We start from the raw sequence: 12,065 nt of genomic DNA on the forward strand, positions 1-12,065 counted from the left end.
GCTACACCCCCTTCTCCCGCGCCGCGCGGTCGGCCAGGCCGCCCGCGCCGAGCGGACCGGTCGGGTCCGTGGCCCCCTCGGCCTCCAGCCGGGGGAGGTCGCGCCGGGAGATCCGCAGCACGACGGGCGGCAGGGCGGTGCGCGCCGCCTGGGCCAGGCGCAGCCAGCCCGGCACGTACACCGCGGTACGGCGGCGCTCCATGGCGCCGACCACCCGGGCGGCGACCTCGTCCACCGGGAAGGTGCGGCGGGCCGGGGCCGGCAGGTGCGCGCGCAGTTCGCGCAGGACCGGGTACCGGTCGGCGTCGCGGATCATGTCGGTGTCGATCCAGCTGAGGTAGGCGATGCCCACGGCGACGCCGTGATGGGCCACCTCGGCGCGGAGCGAATGGGTGAAGGCCTCCACGCCCGCCTTGGAGGCGCAGTAGGCGCTCATCATGGGGACGGCGCCGAGCGAGGCCAGAGAGGCGATCTGGAGGTGGTACCCCGCCGTGCCGATCAGGTCCGGCAGAAAGGCCCGGGCGGTGTGGGCGCTGCCCGTCAGGTTCACGTCGACCACGCGGCGCCACTCGGCCGGGTCCGAGGTGGCGAACGGCCCGCCCTCCGCGACACCGGCGTTCGCCACCACCACCGACGGCGGTCCCAGGTGCCTGCGCACCTCGTCGGCAGCCTCGTCCAGCGCGGCGGCGTCGGTGACGTCGGCCTCGACGGCAAGCGCCGGCGTCGGCAGGGCTGCCGCCAGGGCGTCCAGCCGCGGCTTCTCGTGGCCGAGCAGGGCGAGCCGGGCGCCTCGGCGGGCGCAGGCGTGCGCCAGGGCCGCGCCCAGTCCGCGGGCGGCGCCGGTCACCACGACGGTGCGGTGGTTCAGGGGGCTGCCGGTCACCGTTTGTCGCCCGCCCGGTCGCGGCCGGTGAGGGCGCGCTGCACCCGCGTCAGACCCCCGAACCGGTGCTGGCGCAGCGCGGCCCGCGCGGCGTTGGCGCCGGGCGCCCCGTGCACGCCGCCGCCCGGGTGGGCTCCCGCGGAGGCGAGGTAGAGGCCGGCCACGGGGGTCTCCGGCCGGCCCGTGCCGGGCAGGGGCCGGAAGACGAGTTGCTGGTGCATGGCGGTGGTGCCGCCGTTGATGGCACCGCCCTCCAGGTTGGCGTCCATGGCCTGGAGCGTCGGCGGGGCCAGCACGCGCCGGGCCCGGATCAGCGTGCGGAAGCCGGGCGCGAAGCGTTCCACCTGGCGCTCGACGCGGTCGGCCATGATCTCCTGCTCCTTGGTGTCCCAGCTGCCGGTGATGCCCTCGTCGCCGGCGTCGGCCCGGACGTCGTGCGGGACGTGGGTGTAGGCCCAGGCGGACTCCGTACCGCTGGGTGAGCGGGTCGGGTCCGTGGTCGTCATCTGGCCGAACAGCGCGAAGGGGCGGTCGGGGACCTGCCGCATGGCGATCTGGGCGGCGAAGCGGGTCAGCTCGTCGAGACCGTCGGCCAGGTGCACGGTCCCGGCCCGCGCGGCGTCCTCGCACCGCCAGGGCACCGGGCCGTCCAGCGCCCAGTCCACCTTGAAGGTGGCGAAGTCCCACTGGAAGCGCCGCAGGTCGGCGAGGACCTGGCCCGGCAGGTGCTCCGGTGCGACGAGTTCCCCGTACAGGGCGGGCACGGACACGTCCGCGAGGACGGCCCGCCGTGCCGCGACCGTCTCCCCGCCGGCCGTGCGTACGCCGATCGCGCGGCGGTCGCGGACCAGGACCTGCTCGACGCGCCGTCCGCAGCGCAGGGTGCCGCCGCGGGCGCGCAACCGGTGGACCAGCGCCGCGGTGAGGGCGCCGGAGCCGCCGACCGGCACGGGAAAGCCGTAGGTCTGTCCGAGCATCGACATCAGCCAGCCGAAGCCGCCGCTGCCGGCGGCCTCCGGCGCGAGGTCGGCGTGCAGGGCGTTGCCGGCCAGGAGCAGCTTGCCGCCCTCGCCGCGGAACTCCTCCTCGCCCAGGCGGCGCACCGGCAGCACCAGGGTGCGCGCCAGCCTGAGCCCGCCCCCGCCGCGCAGCCGCAGGGCCAGCCGGGCGCCGGCCCGCACCGGGGGGAAGGGGGTGAAGAGGGCGTCCAGGATGTCGGCACGGTAGCGGTCCCACACGTCGTGCAGGCGGTCCCAGGCGGTGCCGTCCCCGGGCGCGAAGGCCTCCAGGGAGGCGGCGGTGGTGCCGACGTCGCGGTCGAGGACGGCGCACGTGCCGTCGGTCAGGGGATGGGCCAGGACGTGGGGCGCATGGGACCAGCGCAGCCCGTGGTCCTCGAGCCGCAGTCCGGCGAGGACCGGGGAGGCGGCGGCGAGCGGGTAGAAGGAGCTGAACAGGTCGTTGACGAACCCGGGCGCGACCTCGCTGTCGTGGCGCACCGCGCCGCCGGGATCGGGCTGTTCCTCCAGGACCTCCACGCTCCAGCCGGCGTCCGCCAGCAGGTTCGCCGCCACCAGCCCGTTGGGGCCGGCCCCGATCACGATCGCGTCAGGCACGGCCGGCTCCCGGCACGAACTCCACGGATCCGTCCTCGTCCGCCGGGTCCGACCGGCACCGGTCGCCGGCCTCGGACTCGCACAGCTTCGCCAGCCTGGCAAGCATGGCGCGGTGCCGCACCTGGATGAACGCCTCGACGCCTGCGTTGTGCAGCAGTCCGCCCGGGCCGCGCAACGGGTGTTCGTCCACGATCACCAGGCACTGCTCGCCCCACGGACGCAGCTCGATGGCGATCCGGGCGGTGCCGAGCGCGCCCGCCTTCGCCTCGAGCTCCAGCAGGGAGCCCTCCACGCAGTGTCGGACGACCGACTCGTTGTTGAGCCGCAGCGGCCCGAGGCGCACCTGGTAGGCGATCGTCGCGCCGACCTGGGGCCACTGGCCCGACTTGGGGGTGACCTGCGACGGTCCCACCACCCACCGCACGTACAGGTCGCCGTCCGCGAGGACGTCCCACACCGCCTGCGGGCTCGCCTGGACCAACCGATGCCGCACCGCCATGCGTGCCTCCCGCATCCACAAGCCGTCACTGCAAGGACGCAGCACTGAGTGCCCCGTCCGGGACCGGCCAACCCGGGCCCGGGCGGACGGGCCGCGGGCCCTCCCTGACATCTGTCAGGTACCGGCCGCCCCGGCACCCGCCTAACGTCCCCGAGGGGGCGGTCGCCGCTCCCGCACACGCCGACACAGGCACCATCGCCGACACAGGAAAAGAGGGGGCCCATGAACCGCCGATCGCTCACGACCCTGACGGCCGCGGCGGGCGTCGCCGCCGCACTGGCACTGTCCGCCGTCCCGGCCCAGGCCGCACCGCACTCGGGCGGGAACTACGGCGCCTACGGCATGGAGGGCCAGTACCCCACCGTCTCCAGTTGCGCGGGCACGTTCCGGCAGGTCGGCGCCACCCGGTACGCGGAGGGGATGGCGCTGAAGTACTTCTACTCCGCCACGTGCGGGTCCTTCGCACGGATCGAGAACTCCCGGGCCAACTGTGCCGCCGTACTGGAGCGCTCGAACTCCGGCGCGGGACGCGCGGACGGCTGGGTCTCGGAGACCGTCGATCCGGGCATCACGTACGCCTACACGAAGATCGGCAACAACCTGAGCGGCCGGGTCTCGCGTGCGCTGCTCACCTGCGACGGGCACGTCTGGGCGCAGACCGGCTGGTACTGAGGCCCCGCGTGGCCACGCCGCGCCGTGCCGGCCACCCGGCCGGCCGGCGCGGCGACGCGCGTACGGCTTCGGCTCTGGCCCGGTCGTGTGCGCGGGGAGGGGGAGGCGGGGCCGGCCGAAGTGATCCGGCGTCAGCGGGCCGACGTACACGCGCTCCGGAAAGGCCCTGCATTGGCATGGACCTGATGACACTGGCCTGGCTAAGCTCGAAGCGACCCGATGAGAGCGCTCTCAGACTGCGGTTGTTCCACCCCACCTTGCTGGAACGACGAAGGGCAACTCCCGTGAGACGCAGCAGACTCAGGCACCTCGGCCTGGCCGGCCTCCTCGTGCTCGGCAGCCTGACCGCCGTCGGCACGCTGCCGGCCTCGGCGGCCGGCTCCCCCACCCCCTCGGCCGGGGAACCGGCCGCCTCCGCCGGTCTTCTCGAAGCCATGCAGCGGGACTTCGGCCTCACCGCGGCCGAGGCCGAGGACCGGCTCGCGGCCGAGCGCCACGCCACCGACCTCGAGCCCACGGCACGACGGGCCGCCGGGAAGGCCTACGGCGGCTCCTGGTTCGACGCCGAGGCCGGCCGGCTGACCGTGGCCGTCACCTCGGACGCAACGCCCGCGACGGTACGGGCGGTCCGCGCCACCGGCGCGCACGTCCGCACCGTCGAGCACAGTGAACGGCAGCTCGACGCCGCCAAGACGCGCATCGACCGCCTGGACGCACCCGCCGGAGTCAGCGGCTGGCACGTCGACCCGGCCGCCAACGCGGTGATCGTCGACGTGGTGTCGGGCGAGCATGCCGACAACGATGTCCGGCGCTTCGTGGACCGGGCCCGCGAGGCCGGCCCGGTCACGGTGCGGACGGTGCCTTCGGCGCCGCGGACCTTCGCGGCGGGCACGGTCGGCGGCGACCCGTACTACACCGGCAACGTCCGCTGCTCCATCGGCTTCTCGGTGCACGGCGGGTTCGTGACCGCCGGGCACTGCGGCCGGGCCGGCGCCGGGGTCAGCGGCTGGGACCGCTCGTACATCGGCACGTTCCAGGGCTCGTCGTTCCCGGACAACGACTACGCCTGGGTCAGCGTGGGCAGCGGCTGGTGGACGGTGCCGGTCGTCCTCGGCTGGGGCACGGTCCCCGACCGGCTCGTGCGCGGCTCGAACGTGGCCCCCGTCGGCGCCTCGATCTGCCGTTCCGGCTCCACCACGCACTGGCACTGCGGCACCGTGCTGGCCAAGAACGAGACGGTCAACTACAGCCAGGGCGCGGTGCACCAGATGACGAAGACCAGCGTCTGCGCCGAGGGCGGCGACTCGGGCGGCTCCTTCATCAGCGGCGACCAGGCACAGGGCGTCACCTCGGGCGGCTGGGGCAACTGCTCGAGCGGCGGTGAGACCTGGTTCCAGCCCGTCAACGAGATCCTGAACCGCTACGGGCTGACCCTGCACACCGCCTGACGGGGGGCGGTGGGGAGGCCTCCGCCGCACACCCGGCGGGGTCCTCCCCCACCCCCACCCCCGCCCCGCGGCCCGACGGCGCTACCCGTCCCGAACCGGCCACCGCGCCCGACCCGCCGCAGGTGGCCCGGGCGTGCACGCGACGGACCGACGGCGTGCCGACGAAGGCCGCGCATTCGTCACACGTCCCCCGGCTCCCCCTCCGGGCCGGCCGTCGCGGGCCGACGGCAATGCACGCCCCGAGACCGGCCACGCGCCCCACCCGCCGCAGGTGGCCCGGGCGCGTGCACCCGATGGGCCGACGCCGTGCCGACGAGGGCCGCGCACGTGTCAGACGTCCCCGGGCTCCGGGCCCTCCGGGCCGGCCGTCGCGTTCAGTCGGCGGTAGGCGGCGCGGGCATGGGCCAGGCGGGACAGGGCCGTGCCGACGACGGCCGCGGTGAGGAGGCAGGCCAGCCAGAGCGCGTCCCGCCGGCCGGCCCAGGTCAGGGTGCCGGCCGGCGGAATGGCGAAGCCGTTGAGGGACAGCCAGCACAGGACGGCCGTCCCCGGCGCGGCCGTGAAGCGGGCCCGGAGCCCGAGGACGGCCGCCAGCACGGAGAGCACGGCCAGTGCCAGCCCCGGACGGCCCGCGCCCACGGTGCCGTTGAGAAGCGCCACCAGCACGAACGCGCCGCCGAAGGCGCCCGCCCACACCAACGGATCGGCGACCGGCCGGGGAACCGGTCTCGCACCGTCGGCCAAGGGCACCCACTCGATCATGCTGACGGCTCCTTCCGGTCCCGGACGGCTCCGACCACGACATCGGACACCGGCCCTGCGGGCAGATTGTCCCACCGGTGCGCGGGGCGACGTGACGGCCGGGGTGGTCCCCGGGGACACCGGCCGGGCCGCCGGGACCGTACCCGGCCCTACCGCTCGGCCTCCGCGTGCGCCGAGGTCGAGGCGGAACCCGACGCGGACAGCGACGCGTCGTCGTCCCTCGCGTCCTCGCCGGAGCGGTCGGCCGGCGCCTCGGCCCGCCGACGGACGCCGGGCAGGATGCCGCCGACTGCCCGCAGGGCGCCGGCGAGCAGGTGCGCCCGCGCCGCGACGATGGGACCGAGGACGGCGAGGACCAGGACGTAGCCGGCTATGAAGGGGGCGAGCCGCCCGTCCAGTCCCGCGCCCGCGGCCATCGCGGCGAGGATCAGCGCGAACTCCCCGCGGGCGACCAGGGTGGTGGCGATCTCCGCGGCGGGCTGGGAGCCGTAGCGGTACACGCGGGCGACGCACAGCCCGGCGAGGACGTTCATGACGACGGTCAGTGCCGCCGCCGCGGCGACCGGGCCGGCGACGGACGCGAGGTCGCCGGGGTCGATGGCGAGCCCGAAGGCGAAGAAGAAGATCGCCGCGAAGGCGTCCCGGAGGGGGTGCACGAGTTCTCGGATCCGGGGTCCGGAGGGGGTGCCGGCGAGGATCAGACCCACCATGAAGGCACCGATGGCGTCGGCGACGCCGAGGACCTCGGAGACCCCGGCGACGAGCACCGCGGCGCCGAGGAAGCTGATGACGAGCAGTTCGTCGTCCCGGGTCGCGATGAGGCGGCCCACGAGCCTGGTGCCGTAGCGCGCCGCGGCGGCCAGGACCAGCAGGAAGCCGAAGGCCTTGCCGGCCTGCAGGGCCATGTCCCAGGCGCCGTGCGCGCCCGCGATGATCGGCTGGAGGGCGGCCAGATACAGCGCGAGGAAGATGTCCTCGACCACGATGACGCCCAGGATCAGACGGGTCTCGGGCCGGCCGATCCGGCCCAGGTCGATGAGGATCTTGGTGACGATCGCGGAGGACGAGATGCCGAGCACTCCGGCCAGCACCAGCGCCTCCCGCACCCCCCAGCCGAGGACGAACCCGAAGCCGAGTCCGGCACCGACGTTCAGCAGCAGATAGACCCCGCCCGCGGTCAGCAGCCGTTTGCCGCCGCTCTTGAGGTCGTCGAGGTGGAACTCCAGGCCCAGGTAGAAGAGCAGCAGCACCAGTCCGAGCGCGGAGAGCATCTCGAAGTCGTGCGCGTCCTCGACCAGGACGAAGCCGGGTGTGTGCGGGCCGAGCAGGATGCCGGCGAGCATGAACAGGGGAATCGTCGGAAGTCCGATCCTGCCGCCGAGGCGGGCGAGGAACGCGGCGGCCAGAAAGGCACCGCCCATGGCGAGCAGGGTGTCAGCGTGTCCCACGGGTCACCGCCTTCGACCGTGCGGAGGGTCGGGAGGGCTTCACTTGACGGGGATGGATGCGGGTTCTCCTTCATCTGTGACGCGTCATCTGTCGTACGGACGGACGCCGTCGGCGGCGCCGCTGCCACGACACCGCTCCCGGAACCGACGGGACGCCGACCGGACGGCGACGTGCACGGACGGACGGATGCCCGAACCGGGCCCCGCCCGCGGCATTACGCCACGATGACCACCGGCCGCCTCGGCACTCGGGGCGCGGACGGCGCACCCGGAACGAACCACGCGGCAACGCCCGCGAAACGGGCGGGACGGGGCTTCCCTGCAACGTCCCCGGCCCCCGAAAGAAGCCCCCGGGGCACGGCGTCGCTCCACGGTCACACGCGGGGCGGGCCCGCGGCCATCGGGGACGGCACCCAAATCCCCCGGTGGCCGACACCCATCGGCGGACCGGGACGGCCGGGCCTGCGGCTTCCCCGCCACGGCGGCATGCCGTCCGCCCCGCCGCGGGCTGCGACGGGGCGGACGGTTTGCGGACGGTCCGTCAGCACGGCGAGGTTGCCATCAACTTCTCGAAAGAAGCCATGCAGTCCGGGCAGTGACGTGCCCGTTCGCCGTCGGATGCCTCGATACGTTCGCGGAGCTTCTGTCCGCACAGAGTGGCCGCGGCCTGCTTGGCCATTACGTGCCACACCAATGCTCCGCCCATCTTCTCCGGGCCCACGCACATTTCGTACATGATCGGCCTCCCAGCCTGGACGCCGCTGACACACTCCAGGAGACACCGGATCGGCCGTGACCAGTAGCGCTCGGGGGCCATTCGGGTGACGGCCGCTTCGTCCACCCGGGTCGGCGACACACCCGGACGGCTGCAAACGATCAGCCAACCGGCGGTACACCGGTGGGTGCGTGACATGGCGTCGACGCAGGCGGGCGGGCGTCGGCTCGCCCTGACACTTGTCAGGGACACCGATGTCCCGGGCGTCCCTACAGTGCTGAGTGCAAGCCGCCGGACCCCGTGCGGGTTCCCTCGGCGGCCCCATCGGCACAGGGGGAATCACCACATGACCGTTCGCCCGTTCACCAGGGTCGCGCTGGTCGGGGCCAGGGCGCTCGCGCTGCTCGGCCCGCTCACCGCGACGACCGCCGCCGCGGTCTCCGACGGCGGCCGGGGTCCCGACCGCGTGCCGACGGCGCCCTACGCGGTGGAGCCGTACGAGACCGTCAACGTCCGCTCCGGCCCGGCCCGTTCGTACGACAAGGTCGGCTCCGCCGCGGCCGGCCGGCCGCGCGGCGCCTGTTGCTCGGCGCGCTGCCGACCCGAGAACCCAACAAGGGGGAATCACCCATGAAGCGACTGATGCGCCACTCCGTCACCGCGCTGGCCGCGGCCGCACTCACCGTCGGCGCGCTCGCCACCACGGCCCAGGCCGCCCCGGCGGCGCCGAGCGGCGGGGACCCGACGCTCACCGACGTCTACATCTGGGCCACGAACGTCAACCTGCGCCAGCACCCCACCACCGACTCCAACGTGCTCGCGGTGCGCTCCACCTACTGGCTGGACGCCGTCTGCCAGAAGCAGGGTCAGAACGTCGACGATCCCGCCGTCGGCAGCAACAGCTGGTGGACGGCCGTGCAGGAGTTCTCGGGGAGTGACATCGCCTGGGTCAACAACCTGTACCTGAGGGGCGGCGAGAAGATCGCCGGCGTCCCGGACTGCTGACGGACGCCGAAGCATCGCACGGGACAGGGGCGGGCCGGTTCACCGGCCCGCCCCGCGCGTTCAGTAAAGCTTGTTCACGGCCGTCCGCGTGGTGGCCTTGAAGTCGGCCACCTGCGCGTGCTCGAAAGTGCCCATCTGGCCCCACTGCACGACGGTGACGGTCCTGCCGTCGCGGCCGACCGAGAACAGGCCGATGTCGGAGGCGCCCCACTCGGCGACCGTGTGGACGCCGTAGACGTGCGCGCCCTCCTCCACGGCGAGCCGGCCGTAGTACTTCTGTGTGGCGGTGATGTCGGGGTACTGCTCCATCACCCTGCGCGCGCAGTCGGCGAGGTCCGCGCGCAGCAGGGCGGCGAACTCCTTGGCCCGCCGCGTGGTGCGCTCGACGACCGTGACCTGGAGGGCGCCGGTGTCGTACTCGGTCCAGTACCGGCGGTGCGACGCGGTGGACGGCAGCGCGTCGCCCACGCACATGGGCAGCGGGTCGGGCTGCCCGGCGGTGACCGGCCCCGCGTACCAGCCGGAGGTGGGGTGCGGCGGCAGTTCGGCCGGCTGCAGGAAGGCGGGCTGGCCGGGCTCGGGCGTGGCCGCGGTCGCCGGGACTGCGGCCACGGCGACCGCGGAGCCGGCCACCAGGGCGGCCACGGCGAGGCGGACTCCGCGGGCACGGACTCCTCGGGCAGGGACGTGCATGGTTCCCCCAAGATCGGTTCGTCGGTGTCGTTCGGACTTTCCCTGTACGACCCGACATGACCGTCATGGGTTGCCTTTTCATCCGTTACGGATTCGTCCCGGATGTCACCGACGGGCCACGACGGCCCGCCCGTCACCCGGCCGCGTGGTCGGTGCGCATCCGCACCTGCTCCTCCAGTCGGCGGAGGCTGGTGTCGAGGGCGTCGGTCACCGCGCGCTGCCCCGGGTCGTGCCCCTCGTCGAAGAACGACAGGTGCACCGTCACCTCACTGGTCCCGCTGTCGAGGCCGGCGACCTGGAGCCAGCCGGCGTAGCTGCCCTGGTCGCGGGTGCCCCATTCGAGCCGCATCTGCTCGGGCCGGGCGCTCAGCAGCGCGGAGGTGTCCTGGTCGGTGCGGTCCTCGTGCACGGTGACCGCGGGCGGCTCCTCGGGCTCGACGTGCAGGTCCCGGGGGAGCCAGGTGTCCAGCTGCCCGACGTTCGCGGCCTGGTCGAAGATCTGCTCGGGCTGTGCGGGCATGGTGCGAGAACGCTCGTACTCGGTCATGTGGCACCACTCCTCGGCGCTCGGGGTCGTACGAAGTGACGCGTGCCCTGTCCGTCCGGACCGAAGCGCGCGGCAGGGGATCCTCTCGGCAGGTGGTCCGCACGACGGGCGAGGCGGTGCGCACGGTGACAGACTGCTGGCGCGACACCCCGTCACGACAGGTTCCTCGACCACCGACGAGGGGAGGCAAGGTGTCGACGTCCCGGGCGAGCGACGCACTGCTCCTGGAGTTCCTCGCCGATCCGGCCCATCTGACGCTGGACCTGGGCGAGGCCGTGGCCCGCTGCGCCACGGCCCTGGACCTGCAGCAGGCGGTGGTCTACCTGGTCGACCTGCAGCAACGGCAACTCATCGCACAGACCCACGTGGCGTCCCCCCTCCCCGTCGACGACTCGCTCGCGGGCTGGACCTACCGCACGCAGTCCCTGCGGGTGGAGGAGTCCGAGACGGGCGGCGTCACGGCGTGGCTGCCCCTGCTGGACGGCGCCGAGCGGCTGGGTGTGCTGGCGGTGCACTCGTCGGCCCTCACCGCGGACACGCTGATCCGGAGCCGGGCGCTGGCCTCGCTCCTGGCGATGATGATCAGCTCGAAGCGGGCCTTCGAGGACTCCCTCGTCCGGCACACCCGCGCGGAGCAGATGCAGCTGCCCTCCGAGATGCTGCGCGCGTTCCTGCCCCCGCGCACCATCGGCAACGCCCACGTCGTGTCGACGGCCGTCCTGGAACCGGCCTACGAGATCGGTGGCGACGCCTTCGACCACTCCCTCACCGGCACGACGCTGCACGTGGCGGTGATCGATGCCATGGGACACGACCTCGCCTCGGGGCTGACCAGCGCGGTGGCGCTGGCCGCCTGCCGCAACGCCCGGCGCAACGGGGCCGAGCTGCCCGAGCTCGTGGAGTGCGTGGACGACGCGTTGTCGCGCTGGCTGCCGGACCAGTACTGCACCGCGGTCCTCGCCCAGCTGGAGTTCGAGACCGGTCTGCTGCGCTGGTCCAACTGCGGCCATCCAGCGCCGCTGCTGATCCGGGGCGAGGAGTTGCTCGTCGACGCCCTGGAGCGGGAGGCCGATCCTCCGATGGGCATGCCGGCCCGCCTGTCCTCCGAGCCGCGGCGGACGTACGAGACGCGTCTGGAGCCGGGTGACCGGGTGCTGCTGTACACCGACGGGGTGACCGAGGCGCGCACCAGGGAGGAGAAGCTGCTCGGGCTCGAACTCTTCGCCGACTACGTCATCCGGGCCACCGCCGGCGGCCAGCTGGCGCCGGAGACGCTGCGGCACCTGATCCACTCGATCCTGGACTCGCAGGCCGGCCGGCTGCGGGACGACGCGACGATCCTGATGTTCGAATGGCGGCCGCCGAGGTGACGACGTCCCGGCGGTACGGGCGCCCGGCGCGTCAGACCGGGTGTCCCCGCGCCCGCAGCCAGCCGTGGACGGTCTCCTTGTCGGCCGGGGTGATCCGGACCGGGCCCTCGACGTAGGGGCCCTCGTCCTCGGTGAAGCCGGTGTCCGTGATCCTGGCCGTGACCCAGGTGGCCAGGTCCTGGGCGGCCTGCTCGGACAGGGCACCGCGTTCCCAGGCGGTGCGGGCCTCGTGCGCCGCGGCGCGGTCGTGCCGCTCGGTCTCCGCCAGCCAGGCCGCGACCAGGCGCTCCACGGTCCGGTGGTCCTGCCGCTCGTCGTTCCCGCGTTGCTCGTCGTTCGTGCCTCGGTTGTCGCTCATGGCGCCCGAGTGCCCGGAATCCACCGGGAACGTCTCACACCGGCGACCG

General features: G+C 74.0%; 13 protein-coding genes. 5 read left to right on the forward strand and 8 right to left on the reverse strand.

Annotated elements, in window-relative coordinates; genetic code table 11:
* Nucleotide 1: 1 nt before the first annotated feature.
* From ACIGO6_RS25785 to ACIGO6_RS25795, 3 genes are read right to left on the reverse strand one after another with little or no spacing between them, the layout of a single operon-like run.
* Nucleotides 2-883 carry an SDR family oxidoreductase gene (locus ACIGO6_RS25785; protein ID WP_399879928.1) on the reverse strand — a complete coding sequence of 294 codons (882 nt, stop codon included), beginning with the start codon at nucleotides 881-883 and terminating at the stop codon, nucleotides 2-4.
* Nucleotides 880-2,499: a phytoene desaturase family protein gene (locus ACIGO6_RS25790; protein ID WP_399879930.1), complete on the reverse strand. Its 1,620-nt coding sequence runs from the start codon at nucleotides 2,497-2,499 to the stop codon at nucleotides 880-882. The genes ACIGO6_RS25785 and ACIGO6_RS25790 overlap by 4 nt, the downstream gene beginning before the upstream one ends.
* Nucleotides 2,492-2,998, reverse strand: a complete 507-nt coding sequence (locus ACIGO6_RS25795; protein WP_399879932.1) for an SRPBCC family protein — start codon at nucleotides 2,996-2,998, stop codon at nucleotides 2,492-2,494. The genes ACIGO6_RS25790 and ACIGO6_RS25795 overlap by 8 nt, the downstream gene beginning before the upstream one ends.
* Before the next feature lie 222 nt (nucleotides 2,999-3,220).
* On the opposite strand from ACIGO6_RS25795, the gene ACIGO6_RS25800 reads away from it, so the two are divergent.
* Together ACIGO6_RS25800 and ACIGO6_RS25805 are read left to right on the forward strand one after the other, a co-directional pair.
* The gene (locus ACIGO6_RS25800; RefSeq protein WP_399879934.1) at nucleotides 3,221-3,670 is read left to right on the forward strand and encodes a hypothetical protein; all 450 of its coding nucleotides are present in this window, start codon (nucleotides 3,221-3,223) and stop codon (nucleotides 3,668-3,670) included.
* Between the two features lie 284 nt (nucleotides 3,671-3,954).
* Nucleotides 3,955-5,118: a S1 family peptidase gene (locus tag ACIGO6_RS25805; protein WP_399879936.1), complete on the forward strand. Its 1,164-nt coding sequence runs from the start codon at nucleotides 3,955-3,957 to the stop codon at nucleotides 5,116-5,118.
* A gap of 330 nt (nucleotides 5,119-5,448) precedes the next feature.
* Here ACIGO6_RS25805 and ACIGO6_RS25810 read toward each other — a convergent pair whose 3' ends face one another.
* Together ACIGO6_RS25810 and ACIGO6_RS25815 are read right to left on the reverse strand one after the other, a co-directional pair.
* Nucleotides 5,449-5,880, reverse strand: a complete 432-nt coding sequence (locus ACIGO6_RS25810; protein WP_399879938.1) for a hypothetical protein — start codon at nucleotides 5,878-5,880, stop codon at nucleotides 5,449-5,451.
* A 149-nt stretch (nucleotides 5,881-6,029) separates the two neighbouring features.
* Nucleotides 6,030-7,328, reverse strand: a complete 1,299-nt coding sequence (locus ACIGO6_RS25815) for a cation:proton antiporter (RefSeq protein WP_399879939.1) — start codon at nucleotides 7,326-7,328, stop codon at nucleotides 6,030-6,032.
* Between the two features lie 1,061 nt (nucleotides 7,329-8,389).
* Between ACIGO6_RS25815 and ACIGO6_RS25820 the strand changes: the two genes are divergently transcribed.
* Both ACIGO6_RS25820 and ACIGO6_RS25825 read left to right on the forward strand, forming a co-directional pair.
* A complete protein-coding gene (locus tag ACIGO6_RS25820) occupies nucleotides 8,390-8,677 on the forward strand; it encodes a hypothetical protein (RefSeq protein ID WP_399879941.1) in 288 nt (95 codons plus the stop codon).
* Entirely contained in the window at nucleotides 8,674-9,048 is a 375-nt protein-coding gene (locus ACIGO6_RS25825) for a peptidase M23 (protein WP_399879943.1), read from the forward strand. Before ACIGO6_RS25820 ends, ACIGO6_RS25825 begins: the two co-directional genes overlap by 4 nt.
* Nucleotides 9,049-9,108: 60 nt before the next feature.
* Here the strand turns inward: ACIGO6_RS25825 and ACIGO6_RS25830 are convergent, their stop codons facing one another.
* The gene (locus ACIGO6_RS25830) at nucleotides 9,109-9,741 is read right to left on the reverse strand and encodes a hypothetical protein (RefSeq protein ID WP_399879945.1); all 633 of its coding nucleotides are present in this window, start codon (nucleotides 9,739-9,741) and stop codon (nucleotides 9,109-9,111) included.
* A gap of 133 nt (nucleotides 9,742-9,874) precedes the next feature.
* Nucleotides 9,875-10,288 (reverse strand): SRPBCC family protein, encoded by a 414-nt coding sequence (locus tag ACIGO6_RS25835; RefSeq protein WP_399879948.1) that lies wholly within the window; start codon nucleotides 10,286-10,288, stop codon nucleotides 9,875-9,877.
* 191 nt (nucleotides 10,289-10,479) lie between these two features.
* Here ACIGO6_RS25835 and ACIGO6_RS25840 point away from each other — a divergent pair, with 191 nt between their 5' ends.
* On the forward strand, nucleotides 10,480-11,658 hold the full coding sequence (locus ACIGO6_RS25840) for a PP2C family protein-serine/threonine phosphatase (protein WP_399879951.1): 1,179 nt from the start codon (nucleotides 10,480-10,482) through the stop codon (nucleotides 11,656-11,658).
* 31 nt (nucleotides 11,659-11,689) lie between these two features.
* Here ACIGO6_RS25840 and ACIGO6_RS25845 read toward each other — a convergent pair whose 3' ends face one another.
* Nucleotides 11,690-12,016: a hypothetical protein gene (locus ACIGO6_RS25845; RefSeq protein WP_399879954.1), complete on the reverse strand. Its 327-nt coding sequence runs from the start codon at nucleotides 12,014-12,016 to the stop codon at nucleotides 11,690-11,692.
* Nucleotides 12,017-12,065: the final 49 nt, after the last annotated feature.

The organism is Streptomyces sp. NPDC053750 (assembly GCF_044544295.1).
Taxonomy (GTDB): domain Bacteria; phylum Actinomycetota; class Actinomycetes; order Streptomycetales; family Streptomycetaceae; genus Streptomyces.